Origin of the sequence: Amorphoplanes digitatis (assembly GCF_014205335.1) — a bacterium.
Taxonomy (GTDB): Bacteria; Actinomycetota; Actinomycetes; order Mycobacteriales; family Micromonosporaceae; genus Actinoplanes; species Actinoplanes digitatus.
Genome location: NZ_JACHNH010000001.1, coordinates 7,539,281 through 7,554,287 on the forward strand (window position 1 = coordinate 7,539,281; position 15,007 = coordinate 7,554,287).

The following is a 15,007-nucleotide window of genomic DNA, read 5'->3' on the forward strand; positions in this document are numbered from 1 at the left end:
CGGCGGCCGGGTTTTCCGGTCCGCCTGTCGGGTTGACGCATTGAAGCCTCGGAGACAGTGCTGCCATCGCTCTGCGGCTATGCTGCTGCCGGCTGCCGTTCCGCTGCCGTTTCACATACGTGCTGCTCAAGGGGGTTGGCGCCGTGACAGACGCGCCCGCGAGCCTCGCGCTGAGGTTCGAGATCCTCGGCGAAGTCCGGGCACTGCGCGGCGATGAACGGCTGGATCTCGGCCCGGCCAAGCAGCGCGCGGTGCTCGCGGTCCTGCTGCTGGACGCGGGCCGGCCGGTGCCGACCCACCAGATCGTCGACGCGGTGTGGGGCGACGGGCCGCCGGAGAACGGCGCCAACGTCGTGCAGAAGTACGTGGCCGGGCTGCGCCGGGTGCTGGAGCCCGACCGCTCGCCGCGTACACCGGGCGAGCTGATCGCGCTGACCGACGGCGGCTACGTCCTGCGAACCGACCCCGGCACGCTGGACGCCGAGCGGTTCCAGTCCGGCCTCGCCCGGGCCTCCGCGCAGCGCCGGGCCGGGCAGCTCGCCGAGGCGGCCGAGACCCTGCGCGAGGCGGTGGCCCTCTGGCAGGGCGAGGCGCTCGCCGGGCTACCGGGGCCGGTCTTCGAGGCCGCCCGCAACCGGCTCACCGACGCCCGCGCCACCGCCTGGGAGAAGTGGGCGGACATCGAGCTGGCCCGGGGCAACCACACCGGGCTCATGCCGGACCTGGTCCGGCTGGTCGAGCAGTTCCCGCTGCGCGAGGGGCTGCGGGCCCAGCTGATGATCGCCCTGCACCAGGGCGGACGGCAGGCCGAGGCGCTTGCGGTGTTCCGCGACGCCCGCGCGTACTTCCTCGACGAGTTCGGCGTGGAGCCGGGCGAGCGGATGCAGGAGACGCACCGCCGCATCCTGCGCGGCGAGCCCTTCTACTCCGAGCCCGTCGACCCGTGGGCCGCGAGCGACGACATCCCGGCGCCCCGTGGTCCGGTCGGCGTCACCCCGCCCGCCGCGCCGATCGCCTCCGGCTCGCTCGCCGTGCCGCCGTCGGCCTACGTCCAGCAGTACGTCCCGCCGGACCCCACCGAGATCGTGCCGGCACCCGCGTCGCCGGTCCACCCGCCGCTGTCGCCGTGGGGTGTCGGCGCCCCACCCCCGCCGCCGGCGTACGCGGTGCCGCGCCGGCGGTTCCCGGTCGGCGAGGTGATCTTCGCGGCGCTGACCCCGCTCGTCGTGTGCTCGTTCGGCAGCTGGATCTACTTCGTGTACGCGGGCGCACGGCGCCGGGACCGGCGCCAGTATCTGGTCGCGGCCGGCTACGCCGCGCTGTTCGTCGTCGCGTTCGTCGTCTTCGCCGCGATCGACCCGACGTCGGTCGAGAGCGTCGAGCTGAGCAACGCGGAGACGATCGGCTTCCTGATGCTCCTGGGCCTCCCCGTCGCCGCGTCCGTGCACGGCGCGGTCCTCGCCTCGCACCCCGGCGACACCCCGAAGACCCGGAACCTGCGGGAGCAGGCACGCCGGTTCGCGCTCTTCGACCCGGCCCGCGCCCGCCAGCTGGGCATCGGCCGGCCGGACCTGCTGCGCGCCTTCGACGACGGCGGACTCGTCGACCTCAACCACGTGCCGGGGCACGAGCTGGCCCGGCTGCCCGAGCTGAGCTCGGAGCAGGCACACCGGATCGTGATGGACCGCCTCAACCGCGGGCCGTACCACCGGCCCGATGAGCTGATCGCGCGCGGAGTCTTGCCCGCGCGGACGGTCGCCCGGCTCGCCGGCCGGCTGATCTGCCTGCCGCCGACCCCGCTGGACACCCCGTCGGGCTGGCACTCACCGCACTCGACGCCACACGGCTGAGCGCGTGACCGCCCGGCCGCGGCGCCGAGCCGCTAGCGGGAGCCTGCGGCCAGCAGCTGCCGGCGGGCGACGTACTCGACCAGCTCGATCAGGACGTTGCGGGCGGCCAGCGGCTGGCGCGCGTCGAACTCCACCACCGGAACGTCGGGGTCGAGGTCGAGCGCCCGGCCGACCGCCTCGGCGCCGAACCGGCGGTCCGAGTCGAAGCAGTTCACGGCGACCACGAACGGCGTGCCGCGCTGCTCGAAGTAGTCGATCGACGGGAAGCAGTCCGCCAGGCGACGGGTGTCGGCGAGCACGACGGCGCCCAGCGCGCCCTGCGACAGCTCGTCCCAGAGGAACCAGAACCGGTCCTGCCCGGGCGTGCCGAAGAGGTAGAGCTGCAAGTCCTCGGTGATCGTGATGCGACCGAAGTCCATCGTCACCGTGGTCGTGCGCTTACCCTCCACGCCGGAGGTGTCGTCGGCGCCCTCGACGCCGGTCAGCACCTCCTCGGTCTGCAACGGCCGGATCTCGCTGACCGAGCCGACCATCGTGGTCTTGCCCGCACCGAACCCGCCGGCGATGAGGATCTTGAGCGCGACCGGGATGCGAGAGCGCGTGCCGTCTCGGTCAGAGCGCACGGAGTCCATTGACAACCGCCTTGAGTACGTCGACGTCGTGCGGCTGACAGGCCGCAGGGGGCTCGTAGAGCGAAATGAGTCCCGCTGAGCGTAGATCACCCAGCAAAACCCGGACGACTCCGAGGGAGAGGTCCAGTTTGGAGGCTAGTTCGACAATCGGCGTCGGCTCACACGCCGCGCCGACGATCGCATGATGCTCCGGTTGTAAAGAAGGCGACGGTGCCGCCTGGCTCATCGTCGCCACCACGAAGGCGACGAGGTCGAATTCACCGCCGGACGGTGCGACGCGGCCCTGCGTCATCGCGTACGGCCGGACCACCGGACCCGCGTCGTGGTCCAGCCAGTCGTGCGGCGCACGCAATGGGTCACCGCGCATGGGACCCGTTGGGCCGCTCGGGTGCGTCCATCGTCTGGCCCACCCGGACCACGAGCATGGCCATCTCGTACGCGATCAGGCCCAGGTCCGCGTCGCTGGTGGCCACCACCGCGAGGCATGCGCCCAGCCCGGCCGCCGTGACCAGGAGGAACGCGTCCTCCATCTCGACAACGGTCTGGCGCACCGGGCCGGCCCGGAAGTGCCGGCTCGCCCCCTTGGCCAGGCTCTGGAAGCCGGCGGCCATCGCGGAGAGATGCTCGGCGTCCTCCCTGCTCAGAGCGGCGGATGCGCCCATCATGAGCCCGTCCGCCGACAGCACCACCGCCTGCTGCACCGACGGCACCCGCTCGACGAGGTCGTCGAGGAGCCAGGTGAGGTTGGCGCTCTGGTGGTTCGTCGTGTGTGCCACTATGCGTCCTTCTCCGGCCGGTTCTCGTGGTTCTCGTGGTTCTCTTCGGGCGCGCTGTCATCACCTGCGGGAATCCCGGCCACCACCGGGCTCTGCACCGCCGGGAACGTGACGGTAGCCGCCTCCGACAACGCCCGCGCCCCCAGCGTCCCCTCTTTGTCAGTGACTGATGTCTCGTCGGTTTTCTCCGGGCTCTTCCCGGTGCTCAGGGCGGCCGCCGCGAGACGGCCCTCGGAGGTGCCGCGCTGTAGCGCGCTCATCAGGTTGCGGACCTGCTCCGGTGAGCGGGAGGTGCCGGCGGTGACGCGCTCGGCGACCGGACCGCGCAGCTGCGGCGCGAGGCTGGCCTGCCGCACCCGCCGGGGCAGCAGCTCCTCGTCGGCCTCCTCCAGCGACTCGCCGGACACCGGCGGCAACTGGCCGGGCACCGGCGGCGACTCGCCGGGCACCCGCGGCGCGAGATCCGCCTCGGGCACGAACGGGTCGGAGCCGAGCAGGTCGGGCTCGTTGCCCGGCAGGGCGGGATCCGCCGCGGGAGCGATCGGGTCGGGCTCGGCGCGCGGGGCGGGGATGCGGGGCTTGAGCGGCGCCGGTGCGGGGCCTGACAGGGCCGTCGGACCGTCGCCGTGCCGCAGCGGGGTGCCGCCGGCCAGCCCGTTGCCGCCCGCCAGCCCGTTGCCGCCCGCCAGCCCGTTGCCGCCCGCCAGCCCGTTGCCGCCCGCCAGCCCGTTGCCGCCCGCCAGCCCGTTGCCGGCCGACGGGAGCTCCATCGGGGTCAGCCCGGCGGGCGAGGTCAGGTTCGGCGGAAGCAGGGCCGGCGGCGCCGAGGGCCCGCCCTTGGCGGGGCGCGGCCGGGTGCGGCGGCGCTGCACCAGGCCGTCCTCGGTGAGCCCCTCGACCACCGCGCTGGGGCTCGGCCCGCTCGGCTCGGCCGGCGGCCCCAGGTCGATGGCCGTGTCGGCCAGGTCCGGGCCGGCCGTGGCGGTTCCGTTGATCGTCACCGGGCGGCCGGCCACCGAGATGGAACGCAGCTCCTCGGTGCCCTGCCACTGCAACTCCGCGAGCGAGGGGCGGGACGGATCCTCGGTGCCCGTGCCGACCAGCGGGCGGTCCCACGACCTGTCGGCGGGCGACGGCCCGAGGGGCAGCGCGTTGCGGCCCGGCCCGGGCGTGACGAGATCGCCCGGCACCAGCACCACCGCGGTCACGCCGCCGTAGCCGCTCGTGCGCAGTGACACCCGGATGCCGTGCCGGTTGGCCAGCTGGGCGACCACGAAGAGGCCGAGCCGGGCGCTGTCCGCCGGGTCAAAGTCGGGCGGCTCGAGCAGCTTGCGGTTGGCCTCGGCGAGCGCCTCGGGCGACATGCCCAGGCCGCGGTCCTCGATCTCCAGCGCGTAGCCGTTCGGCAGGACCTGGCCCACGACCTGGACCCGGGTCCGCGGCGGGGAGAACGAGGCCGCGTTCTCCAGCAGCTCGGCGACCAGGTGGATGACGTCGCCGACGGCCCGGCCGAGCACCGCGGCGGCCTCGATCGAGACGATGTCGACCCGCTTGTAGTCCTCGACCTCGCTGATCGCGCCGCGGACGACGTCGATCACCGGCACCGGGTTGCGCCAGCCGCGACCGGGCGCGGCGCCGGCCAGGATCACCAGGTCCTCGGCGTGGCGGCGCATCCGGGTGGCGAGGTGGTCGACGCGGTAGAGGTCCTCGAGCTCGTCGGGCTCGGTCTCGCGCCGCTCCATGCGGTCGAGCAGCGCGAGCTGGCGGTGCAGCAGGGTCTGGCTGCGCCGGGCGATGTTGAGGAAGACCTCGTTGATACCGCGCCGGACGTTGGCCTCCTCGACCGCCGACTGCACGGCCGTGCGCTGCACCTCGTTGAACGCGCGGCCGAGCTCGCCGATCTCGTCGCGGCCGTACTCCATGGGCGGGGTCTCGACCTCGACGTCGACCGCCTCGCCGCGCTGCAGTCGCCGGACGACCGACGGCAGCCGCTCGGTGGCCATCTCCAGCGCCTCGCCGCGCAGCCGGGTCAGGCGCCCGACCATCGAGCGGCCGACGCGCAGCGACACCACGACCGAGACGACGACCGCGATCAGGCCGAGCAGGCCGGCCAGCCCGAGCCGGATGAGCACCTTGGTGGCGACCGGTATGGCCTCCTGCGCGAGCGAGTCCGCGGCGTTGATCTCGAACGCGCGCACCTGCTGCACGGAGGTGTCGAAGGCCGGCTGCCACGACGCGTCCGTCACGGGCGCCGTGAGGCCGGGGCGGCTGTCACTGACCAGAATGTCCTGCAGCTCGCGGAGCCGGTTGAACGAGGCGCCGTTGCTGAGCCGCCGGTACGCCGCGCGGTCACGGTCGGGCAGGTCGAGGACGCCCTGCGAGAGCAGGAAGCGCGAGGTGGCGATCGACTGCAACAGCTCGGTGCGGCCGGCCGGGCTGAGCTTGCCGGCCGCGTGCGCGCCCGCGACCAGCGAGTCCGTGCGGTTGAGGTGCTCGCGGCCGCGGCCGATCATGGTGAGGCCGCGGATCTGGCGGTCGATGCGTTCGTCGTTGAACGTGGCGAGCGCCGCGTACATCTGGAACGTGCCGTCGACCATGCCGTTGTAGAGGTTGTGCGCGCCGATCGGGTCGACCTCGCGGCGGTCGATGTGCAGGCGGTTGGCGGCCAGCCCGTCGAGGTCGGAGAAGACCTGCTGGATCCGGGCCTCGAGCGTGTCGGTCGCGGCGCCCCGGGCATCGTCGCTGGCCGCGGTGCGCCGGAAGTCGGTGGCGGCCCGGTCGGTGGCGGCGCGCTGCGCGATGAGCGCCGCGGAGCTGCTCTTCTCGTCGGAGAGGAACTCCACGGAGAGCCTGCGCTCGCGCTGAAGCTCGCCCGTCAGCACCTCGCCGGGGGTGCCAACGGTGTCCAGCAGGGTCTGTGCCGACATCAGGTTGAGCGCCGGGCCGACGGTCAGCGCCGTCGCGAAGACCCAGAGCGCGAGCAATGCCGCCAGCGGCACCGCCACCATCGCGATGATCTTCGAACGGATCGACCAGTTGCGGGTTCTCATCAGACTCCGCCCGAGGGGATGCAGGACCTGCGTGGCGCAGGCCGACACGGCCGTCGACGCATGTTAACGGCCGTTTTCGAGCTGAGCACGCCTTCGGCAGGATACGTAATGGACGCGATCGGAGCTAGCTCCAGTACGTGCCATAATAAAGCGGACTGTCCTAATTGTCCTGGGGGAACGACATGCGTATCAGGTCGCTCTTTAACAAATCTCACGACAAACAACCCCGCACCGGCCCGGCCGCGCCGGGGTCGCCGGGCGATCTGTCCGCTTCCGGTCAGTCGAGGGGCGCCACCGGGTCGGCGCCGGTCCGCAACGAATCGGGTTCTCCGACCACACAGACGGAGGGTTTTCACGCCGGGCTGTCGAATCGGATTGATGACCCTGGTTGGGTGGGCATATCCAGGGGTGAAGAAGGAGGAATCCGATGTCCCCCACAGTCGTGATCATTCTCATCGTCGTCGCGCTGCTGGTCGTCGCCGCCGTTGTCTACGGCGTACGCACCGGCCGCCGCAAGCAGCTGCGCACCAGGTTCGGCCCCGAGTACGACAAGGTGGTCGGTGACGCCGACAGCCGTTCGGAGGGCGAGCGGGAGCTCCGCGAACGCGAGAAGCGGCACGCCGAGCTCGAGCTCAAGGAGCTGTCGGCCGAGTCGAAGGCGAAGTACTCGGTCGCCTGGGAAGAGGTCCAGATCCAGTTCGTCGACTCACCCGGCGAGGCCGTGTCCACCGCCGACGGGCTGGTCACCCAGCTCATCACCGAGCGCGGCTACCCGACCGGCGACTACGACGACCGGCTGGCCGACCTCTCCGTCGCGCATGCACAGACCCTCGAGCACTACCGCGACGCGCACGCGATCAGCGAACGCAGCGCGGCCGGCGAGGCGAACACCGAGGACCTGCGCCAGGCACTGGTCCACTACCGCGCACTCTTCGCCGACCTGCTCGGCGAGAACCCCGTCCGCACCGACGGCGCCTCCGACGCGGCGTCCACGCCGACGGTACCGACCCAGAAGATCAACAACCACGACAGCGACGTCGCGGGCTCCCGTCCCGACGCCACGAGCCGCTGAGGAGCCCTGATCATGAGATTCTTCTCCAACGACGCGCGCGAAGCCGACGACGAGTTGGCGCTCGACGACCGGCCTGATCGGGTCCAGTCCGACCCGGTCGCGGTGCCGAACCAGCGGCCGCCGTCGCCCTGGTCGAACACGCCGTCGGCCGGCGACGGCGACCGCGAAACCGCGGACGACGAGCCGCGCGACCGCACCGCCGACCCGGCCGCCGACGCGGTGGACGACCCGGCGGACGACGACAAGACCGCCGGGCCCGGTGACCGGACCACCGCCTTCGGCGTCGCGTCACCTCAGGAGAACCGGTGGGGCGCCGTGCCCGACGCGGACACCCCGTACGCGGGCAGCGCCGCCGTCACGGCCCCGGCCGACACCCGGCTCGACGACGAGGACCGCGTGGACGCGCACGACCACGGCGGCCCGGCCGACGATGTCGACGTCCCCCTGGACGAGCCCGCCGCGGGCGAGAAGTCCGAGGAGGACGAGGACGCCGAGGAGGCCCGGGCGCGGTCCGATGAGGGCGACCCGGACGCGGTCGGCTCCGAATCCGCCGAGGAGGAGGACGAGGACGAGGACGACGGTCCCGAGGCCGTCGGGACCGCCACCGACGCGGCCGGCGACGACGTGCCGGCCGACTCCGAGACCGCTGTCGACGACACCGACGAGCCCGCGGACGAAGATCGGCCCGGCGAGCCCGCGGCCGTCGCCCCGGTGACCGACGCGCCGCTCGCGGCCGACGACACCCCGGCGGCCGACGAGACCCCGGCGACGGACGAGCCCGCCACGGACGACACCGCGGCGGCCGACACCGTTGCCGCCGCTGCCGCCGTACCGGTGGCGGTGGGTGCGGCCGCGACCGGGGCCGCCGCCAAGACCGAGACGATCTTCGGCGCGGACGACGCCAAGTCGTTCCAGGAGCGCTGGCGCGAGGTGCAGCTGCGCTTCGTCGACAGCCCGAAGGACGCCGCCGCCGAGGCGACGACGCTCATCGACGAGGCGGTGGACAAGCTGACGGCCGGCCTGAAGGCGCAGCGGGACGAGCTGATCGACGACACCGAGGACACCGAGCGGCTGCGCCTTCAGCTGCGCGGGTACCGGGACATCCTCAACCGCATCCTCAGCCTGTAGCTTCCGGCGCACCGGCCGCCTGCCCTGCGCAGGCGGCCGGTGCCATGCTGGGCTGATGCGCGCGTCCCGGCTCCTCTCCCTGCTGCTGTTGTTGCAGGCGCGCGGGCGGATGACCGCGCAGGAGCTCGCCGGCGAGCTCGAGGTGTCCGTGCGGACGGTCTACCGCGACGTCGAGTCGCTCGGCGCGTCCGGGGTGCCGATCTACGCCGACCGGGGGCCGGCGGGCGGCTATCAGCTGCTCGACGGCTACCGCACCCGGCTGACCGGCCTGACCGGCGACGAGGCCGGGACGTTGTTCCTGGCCGGGATGCCCGGGCCGGCCGCGGAGCTCGGCCTCGGCTCGGTACTGGCGGCCGCGGAGCTCAAGCTGCGTGCGTCGCTGCCGGGCGAGCTGGCGGACCGCGCCGATCGGGTACGCGAGCGCTTCCACCTGGACGCGCCCGGCTGGTTCCGGGCCGACGAGCCGACCCCGCACCTGGCCTCGGTGGCCGACGCGGTCTGGCGGGAGCGGCTGCTCGAGGTGCGCTACCGGCGCTGGAAGGCGCCCCGCGAGGTGACCAGGACGCTGTCGCCGCTCGGACTGGTCCTGAAGGCGGGCCGGTGGTATCTCGTGGCACTGTCGCGCGACCGGGTCACGGCGTACCGGGTGGCGAACGTGCTGGAGGCGGCGCTGCTCGACGAGCCGGCGCGGCGCCCGCCGGACTTCGACCTCGCATCGTTCTGGAGCGACTGGACCGAGCGGTACGAGCGCAGCGTCTACACCGCGCGGGCGACGGTACGGATGACCGTCGGTGCCCTCGACCGGATGACGTACCTCTTCCCGCCGGAGATGTCGCGAGTGGCCCGCGACTCGGCCGGTCCGGTCGGCGACGACGGCCGGCTGACCACGACCGTGCCCATCGAATCGATCGCGCACGGCCACACGGAGCTGCTGAAGCTGGGCGCCGACGCCGAGGTGCTGGACCCGCCGGAGCTGCGCGAGCGCTTCACCGAGACCACAAGCCGCCTCGCGGACACCTATCTCGGTGCGGAGCAACGGGACGCGGACGCCGCCGGCCGGGCTCAGGCGGTCGACGCCTCGACGTAGACCTTCTGGGTCTCCACGTCGGACGGCGGAGACGGCGGAGACGGCGGCGCGCCGGGGTCGGCCGGCGCGGTGGTGGTCGGCTTCGTCGGCGGGTCGCTCTGGTCGCCGACCGTCTTCGAAGGGCTCGGCGACGACGTCCCCACCGGCGGGGTCGGCGACGTGACCGACTCGGACGGAGACGGGCCGGCCGAGGTCGGCCCGGGACGCGCGGTCCTGGTCGACCTGGGCTTGTTGCCGGGATTGTTGTCGATCACCTCGGTGTCGGTCGGCGCGTCACCGGCGCCGAAACCGCCCCGCGGCGTGCCGTTCTCCTGGACGGTCACGGACGACGCCGGCTGGTCCGGTGTCTGGGACACCTGGCCGAACTGCGCGCCGAGCCACATTGCCGGTCCGAGGCCTATCGCGACGATGGCCCCGAAGAGCGCCATCGGTCCCCGATCCATAGCGCCCCTCCCCCCTGTCAGTGACAATCATCGCTGTCCGTGCCGCCTGCTTCTACCCCGTTTCGGCGAACGGTAAGCGGATGACGCCGAACCCATCATGACGCCCGGTGACAACTCGGTTACTCCTGAGTCGGGCATGCGACCCACTACCAAGGAGCACGCTTCGGGGGCGCGAACGGTTCAGCGGGGAGGGTGACTATCTGGTACGGGACAGGAACGCTACGGCGTCGTCGAGGGCGGCCCAGCCGCCGGGAAGTTCGTCGGAGTCGAGCGCGGTCCGCAGCCTCAGCGTGCCGCCGTCGCGCAGGCTGAGATCCCAGCTCCGGCGCCGGGCCCGCGTGGCGCCGGCGACCTCGGCGTAGGGCACGAACCGGCTGCCCGGCACGTCGGCGTCGCGCTGAGGCGCGTCGGCCGCGGCGAACCGCGCCAGCCGCCGCTTCGCGGAGCCGTTCTGCGAGCGCGGCAGCCCGGGCACCAGGAACAGCCCGGTGTCGACGATCAGCACGTCCGTCCGGGCGCCGTCGACCACCAGGTTGACCACCCCGCCGACCACCTCCGGCCGGGCCTGCGCGGCCTCCGCGCCGGGCGCGGCCGCGGCGTCGATGCCCAGGGCGGCCAGCCGCTCCCGGGCGGCGGCGACCGTCGCCGGGTCGCTCGCCTGCGCGGCCAGGCCGCCGAGGTCGAGGTGGGAGGAGTCGGCGGCGACGAGCTCGGCGGAGCCGGTCCAGCTGTGCCGCCAGCGCGCGGCGCCGCTGCGCAGCGCGGCCAGCGCGAGTAGCAGCGTGACCAGCTCGGCCACCCGGCCGGCGGTGTCCTCGTCGGACAGGCCGGTGAAGACGGACTCGGCGGCCTTGTGCAGTCGGCCGTCCGCGGCGAGGTCCAGCACGTCCGCGGCGTTCACCACGGGCTCGCCCGCGGCGCGCGAGATCGTGGCCAGGGCGGCGTCGGCCTCGCGCTGCATCTCGACGGTCCGGGCCACGCCGAAGAACGCGTCCCAGCCGACGGTGGTGCGGCCCTGCGGCGGGAACGCGACGCCCTGTAGCGCCCGGCCCAGCCCGGGCAGATCGGGAACGAGATCCCCGGCGGGCGCGCCGAGCCCGGCGCCGTCGCGGATACCCGTGGCGGCCCGCGTGGCGGCACCGGCCGCCGCCGTCCCGGTGCCCGGCACCGAAGCGGCCCCCGCATCCGGGTCCGCGCCGCGCGCGGCCTGGTGCCCCGCGGGCTCCCCCGGGCCGGTCGCCGCGGAATCCCCGGGCGCGCCGGCCGACAGGCCCGACGCCGCCGGCACATCCTGGCCACCAGGGCCGGCCGTCCCGGCACCCGGCTCCTCGGCCGGCACGACCGAAGCCTCGCCCTCCGCGACTGGGGCTCCAGCCTCCGCGACCAGAGCACCGGCCTGCGCAGTCGGGGCTCCAGCCTCCACGATCAGAGCGCCGGCGTGCGCGGAAGGAGCGCCGGCCTGCGCAGTCAGGGCTTCACCCTGCGCGGGCGCGCCACCGGCCTGCGCGGGCGCGCCACCAGCCTGCGCGGACGCGGCACCAGCCCGCGCGGACGCGCCACCGGCCTGCGCCTGCGTGGCACCGGCCCGCGCGGACGCGCCACCAGCCTGCGCCTGCGCAGCACCGGCCCGCGCGGACGCAGCACCAGCCTGCGTGGACGCAGCACCAGCCTGCGCCTGCGTGGCATCGGCCTGTGCGGACGCCGCTCCGGTCTTCGTGTTCGGGGCTTCGGTCAGGGCCAGGGCGGCGAGGCGGTCCGCCACCGGCGGGTGGGTGTCCCAGGCCGGCGGCGTGCCCGGGTCGCGGGCGCGCAGCACCGCGACGTCGTTCGCGCGGGCCGCCAGCACCCGCAGGAAGCCGCCGAAGATGTCGTCCGGCACGTGACCGGCCTGCCAGCCCGGCCCGAGGTATTCCGCGTGGAAGATCCGCTGGAGGGCGTCGAGGGCGGGCAGGTCGCGCAGCACGGCCATCGCCGTGGTGCGGCCCGCGTATTCGGCGGCGATCCGGTCCGCGGCCAGCTCCTGCGCCCGGCTGAACGGCGCGTCGACCCGGCGGTAGAACTTCGCGTAGGTCTGGATCAGCGGGCCGGCCGGGTTGCGCCGCGAGATGCGTGGCACCGTCCGGGCGACCGCCACCCGCCCGCGGTAGGCCAGCGGCGCGAGCCGGCCCAGCCGGGGCGAGAAGTGGCCGAGCTCGTGCGCGGCGACCGCCCGCAGGTGCGCCTCGTCCCAGGCCTGTAGCAGCGGCAGGCCCAGGTAGAGATCGCGACGGCCGCCGATCAGGCCGAGCAGGTGCGTGCGTTCGATGATCTTCGCGGTGGCGTCGGCGACGATCGTGACCCGGTCGGGCGCCCGGGTGCCGGCCGCCGCGGCGGCGCCGTCGAGCAGCGCCCAGAGCTGCGGCGCGTCGGGGCGGGCCACCGGGATGCCGATCGGCTCCCGGCGCCGGGTGTGCAGGGCACGCCAGGTCGCGTAGGCCATCACGCCGACGGTGGCGATGCAGACCGGCACGCCGAGCCGCAGCGCGGTCCGGCCCGGGAGCATCGAGAGCAGCAGCAGGACCGGCACCACGACGAGCGCGAGCTGCGCGCCCGCGACGATCAGAAATCCGCCAAGCGCGGTCGCCGACGCCAGCACCCTGTTCTGCACGCGGGCAAGCCTAGGGGTGGCCTCCGACAGGCCGACATCCGCCGCTCGGCCTTCAGCCACGATCAACGGACCGAACACCGCCGGGACGTGCGGAAATCTAGTACGGAAGACATATTCCGGTCATCGAGATTTAAGAAAGATTTCGGTACGCCCGCGGGGAACAAGCTAGCTCCAGCGGATCTCGGGCGACGGATGGAACGCGACGCCCTGGTTGCGCCAGCGCGGCGCGAACGCGGCAAGGCGGGCGCGCAGCGACTCCCAGTCGCGGCTGCCCCGCGGCGACCAGCCGATCTCCGCGATCGCCGGCAACCGGGGGAAGGTCATCGTCTCGACGTCGGCGAGGCTGCGCAGGGTCTCCGACCACAGCGGCGCCTCGACCCCGAGCAGCGACTCCTCGCCGACACCGGGCAGGCGGTCGGCCGGGTCCCACCCGTACGCGCGCTCGACGTCGATGTGGCCCGCCCAGTCCAGGCCGAGCGGGCTGTCCGCGGCGTACTTCATGTCCAGGTAGGTGCGGTCGGCCGGCGACATGATCACCTTGCTGCCGTTCGCCGCCGCGCGGGCCGTTCCGTCGTCGGTGGCCTCGATCCGCCAGTACTGCGGGATCGCGGTCTCCGGCAGCTCGACGCCGGCCATCTCGTGCCAGCCGATCACGCGCTTCTCGTGCTTGGCGACGAGCGGCAGCACGCGCTGGATGAACGTGCGGTAGTCCTCGGCCGTGGTGGCCTGCGCCTCGTCACCGCCGATGTGCAGGTAGGGACCCGGCGTCAGCGCGGCGACCTCACGCAGGACGTCCTCGATGAACGCGTACGTGTTCTCCTGGTCTGCGACGAACGAGCTGTAGCCGACCTCGCGGTCCGTGCGCTGCGGCACGGGTAGCCCGTCCGCGGTCAGCTCCGGGTACGCGTGCTGCGCCGCGTTGACGTGGCCCGGCATGTCGATCTCGGGCACGATCGTGACGAACCGCTCGGCCGCGTACGCGACGATCCCGGCGTAGTCGGCCTTGGTGAGAAAGCCGGGCCCGGTGCCGTCGACGCCCGTACCCTCGCCGCCGCTGACCGCGGTCAGGGCGGGCCAGCCGTCGATCTCGATCCGCCAGCCCTGGTCGTCCGTCAGGTGCAGATGCAGATGATTGATCTTGAATTGGACGATCGCGTCGATGTAGGACCTGATCTCGTCCGGGGTGAAGAAGTGCCGGGCGATGTCGAGCATCGCGCCGCGGTAGGCGAACCGGGGCCGGTCGACGATCTCCCCGCCGGGCAGCACCCAGGCGCCCCGCTGCGGCGTTCCCGCGTCGATCGCGGCCGGCAGCAGCTGCCGCAGCGTCTGCACGGCGGCGAACAGCCCGGCGGGCGCGGCGGCGCGCACTGTCGCGCCGGCGGCGCTCACCGTGAGGTGGTAGCCCTCGTCGCCGAGCGCGTCGTCGCCGTCGAGCAGCAGCGCGATCGCGCCGGGCCCCTCGCCGACCGGCAGGGCGAAGCCGGTCGCGGGCCGCAGCAGGGCCGCCAGGTGCTCGCCCACCCACCGCGCCTCGGCCGATCCCGGCGCCGTGCGGATCGCCGTACCCGCATCGATCGTGAAGGTCGCGGCCGGTTCGGGCCGCACGTCGGCCGGCGCCGGGATCACGTCGCCGAGCCCTCTGCGCTCGAATACCGGTTCGCTCACCGCTGCGCCTCCCCGTCTCCCGACCGCCGATCGGTCGGCACGACTCTAAACCCTGTTTCCAGTTTCCGGGTGCCGCCATGAAGCGCGTCACGCCGCCGTTATCGTGGCGCCATGGCGACCACGACCCGGCCGGCAGTCTCGGCGGACGCGTCCGATCTGCATGAGCTCGCGGCACGCACCTTCGGGCTGGCCACGCCGCCCGGCACGCTGCAAACCGACATCGACGCGTTCATCGAGGAACACCTGGCACTGTCCAGCTTCGACAAGTATCTGGCAGACCCGGCCCGGAGCCTGCTGCTTGCCGAGGAGGACGGCGCCACGATCGGCTATTCCATGCTGGTCGCCGGGCCGATTGCCGATCCGGCGCTGGCGTGCACGGTTGCGGCCGCCGGGCCCGGTCCGGCCATCGAGCTCAGCAAGTTCTACGTCGCCCCGGACAGTCACGGCTCCGGCGTCGCGGGCACGCTGATGGCCGCGACGCTCGCGGCGGCCGCGGCGACCGGGGCACGGCAGTGCTGGCTCGGCGTCAATCAGCAGAACGCGCGGGCCGTGCGGTTCTACACCAGGAACGGCTTCGAGATCGTCGGCACCAAGCGCTTCCTGGTCGGCGAGATCTGGCACGACGACTACGTCCTGGCCCGCCCGCTCTGACCCGCG

Annotated in this window: 12 protein-coding genes; 5 read left to right on the plus strand and 7 right to left on the minus strand. The window is 73.5% G+C overall.

The features are described 5' to 3' along the window. The first annotated feature begins 143 nt into the window (after window positions 1–143). On the plus strand, window positions 144–1,850 hold the full coding sequence (locus BJ971_RS33115; protein ID WP_184997130.1) for a BTAD domain-containing putative transcriptional regulator: 1,707 nt from the start codon (window positions 144–146) through the stop codon (window positions 1,848–1,850). Window positions 1,851–1,882: 32 nt separating this feature from the next. Here BJ971_RS33115 and BJ971_RS33120 read toward each other — a convergent pair whose 3' ends face one another. The 4 genes from BJ971_RS33120 to BJ971_RS33135 are packed head-to-tail and all read right to left on the minus strand — an operon-like array spanning window position 1,883 to window position 6,308. After that, entirely contained in the window at window positions 1,883–2,482 is a 600-nt protein-coding gene (locus BJ971_RS33120; protein ID WP_184997132.1) for a GTP-binding protein, read from the minus strand. Then, on the minus strand, window positions 2,463–2,849 hold the full coding sequence (locus BJ971_RS33125; RefSeq protein WP_184997134.1) for a DUF742 domain-containing protein: 387 nt from the start codon (window positions 2,847–2,849) through the stop codon (window positions 2,463–2,465). The genes BJ971_RS33120 and BJ971_RS33125 overlap by 20 nt, the downstream gene beginning before the upstream one ends. Next, window positions 2,839–3,258, minus strand: a complete 420-nt coding sequence (locus BJ971_RS33130; protein ID WP_184997136.1) for a roadblock/LC7 domain-containing protein — start codon at window positions 3,256–3,258, stop codon at window positions 2,839–2,841. The genes BJ971_RS33125 and BJ971_RS33130 overlap by 11 nt, the downstream gene beginning before the upstream one ends. Continuing rightward, window positions 3,258–6,308, minus strand: coding sequence for a sensor histidine kinase (locus BJ971_RS33135; RefSeq protein WP_260415190.1), 3,051 nt, complete (start codon window positions 6,306–6,308; stop codon window positions 3,258–3,260). The genes BJ971_RS33130 and BJ971_RS33135 overlap by 1 nt, the downstream gene beginning before the upstream one ends. A gap of 427 nt (window positions 6,309–6,735) precedes the next feature. Here BJ971_RS33135 and BJ971_RS33140 point away from each other — a divergent pair, with 427 nt between their 5' ends. Genes BJ971_RS33140 through BJ971_RS33150 form a run of 3 tightly spaced genes read left to right on the plus strand, consistent with a single transcriptional unit; the run spans window position 6,736 to window position 9,595 of the window. Continuing rightward, the gene (locus tag BJ971_RS33140) at window positions 6,736–7,380 is read left to right on the plus strand and encodes a hypothetical protein (RefSeq protein WP_184997137.1); all 645 of its coding nucleotides are present in this window, start codon (window positions 6,736–6,738) and stop codon (window positions 7,378–7,380) included. Between the two features lie 12 nt (window positions 7,381–7,392). After that, window positions 7,393–8,508 (plus strand): hypothetical protein, encoded by a 1,116-nt coding sequence (locus BJ971_RS33145; protein ID WP_184997139.1) that lies wholly within the window; start codon window positions 7,393–7,395, stop codon window positions 8,506–8,508. A 55-nt stretch (window positions 8,509–8,563) separates the two neighbouring features. Beyond that, complete coding sequence (locus tag BJ971_RS33150) at window positions 8,564–9,595, plus strand: helix-turn-helix transcriptional regulator (protein ID WP_184997141.1); 1,032 nt, start codon at window positions 8,564–8,566, stop codon at window positions 9,593–9,595. Here the strand turns inward: BJ971_RS33150 and BJ971_RS33155 are convergent. The 3 genes from BJ971_RS33155 to BJ971_RS33165 all read right to left on the minus strand — a co-directional run bounded on the left by BJ971_RS33155 (window position 9,571) and on the right by BJ971_RS33165 (window position 14,350). Further along, complete coding sequence (locus BJ971_RS33155; protein ID WP_184997143.1) at window positions 9,571–10,038, minus strand: hypothetical protein; 468 nt, start codon at window positions 10,036–10,038, stop codon at window positions 9,571–9,573. The genes BJ971_RS33150 and BJ971_RS33155 overlap by 25 nt on opposite strands. A gap of 196 nt (window positions 10,039–10,234) precedes the next feature. Further along, window positions 10,235–12,685, minus strand: a complete 2,451-nt coding sequence (locus BJ971_RS41785; protein ID WP_239087898.1) for a M48 family metallopeptidase — start codon at window positions 12,683–12,685, stop codon at window positions 10,235–10,237. A gap of 165 nt (window positions 12,686–12,850) precedes the next feature. Then, window positions 12,851–14,350, minus strand: a complete 1,500-nt coding sequence (locus tag BJ971_RS33165) for a beta-N-acetylhexosaminidase (RefSeq protein ID WP_184997145.1) — start codon at window positions 14,348–14,350, stop codon at window positions 12,851–12,853. Between the two features lie 111 nt (window positions 14,351–14,461). Here BJ971_RS33165 and BJ971_RS33170 point away from each other — a divergent pair, with 111 nt between their 5' ends. Further along, window positions 14,462–15,001: a GNAT family N-acetyltransferase gene (locus BJ971_RS33170; RefSeq protein WP_184997147.1), complete on the plus strand. Its 540-nt coding sequence runs from the start codon at window positions 14,462–14,464 to the stop codon at window positions 14,999–15,001. Window positions 15,002–15,007 lie beyond the last annotated feature (6 nt).

What these genes read in the sequence shown, in the direction of transcription:
- BJ971_RS33120 (WP_184997132.1), bottom strand. Translation starts at nt 2,482, where the DNA reads ATGGACTCCGTGCGCTCTGACCGAGACGGCACGCGCTCTCGCATCCCG.
- BJ971_RS33125 (WP_184997134.1), bottom strand. Translation starts at nt 2,849, where the DNA reads ATGCGCGGTGACCCATTGCGTGCGCCGCACGACTGGCTGGACCACGAC.
- BJ971_RS33135 (WP_260415190.1), bottom strand. Translation starts at nt 6,308, where the DNA reads ATGAGAACCCGCAACTGGTCGATCCGTTCGAAGATCATCGCGATGGTG.
- BJ971_RS33140 (WP_184997137.1), top strand. Translation starts at nt 6,736, where the DNA reads ATGTCCCCCACAGTCGTGATCATTCTCATCGTCGTCGCGCTGCTGGTC.
- BJ971_RS33145 (WP_184997139.1), top strand. Translation starts at nt 7,393, where the DNA reads ATGAGATTCTTCTCCAACGACGCGCGCGAAGCCGACGACGAGTTGGCG.
- BJ971_RS33150 (WP_184997141.1), top strand. Translation starts at nt 8,564, where the DNA reads ATGCGCGCGTCCCGGCTCCTCTCCCTGCTGCTGTTGTTGCAGGCGCGC.
- BJ971_RS33155 (WP_184997143.1), bottom strand. Translation starts at nt 10,038, where the DNA reads ATGGATCGGGGACCGATGGCGCTCTTCGGGGCCATCGTCGCGATAGGC.
- BJ971_RS33170 (WP_184997147.1), top strand. Translation starts at nt 14,462, where the DNA reads ATGGCGACCACGACCCGGCCGGCAGTCTCGGCGGACGCGTCCGATCTG.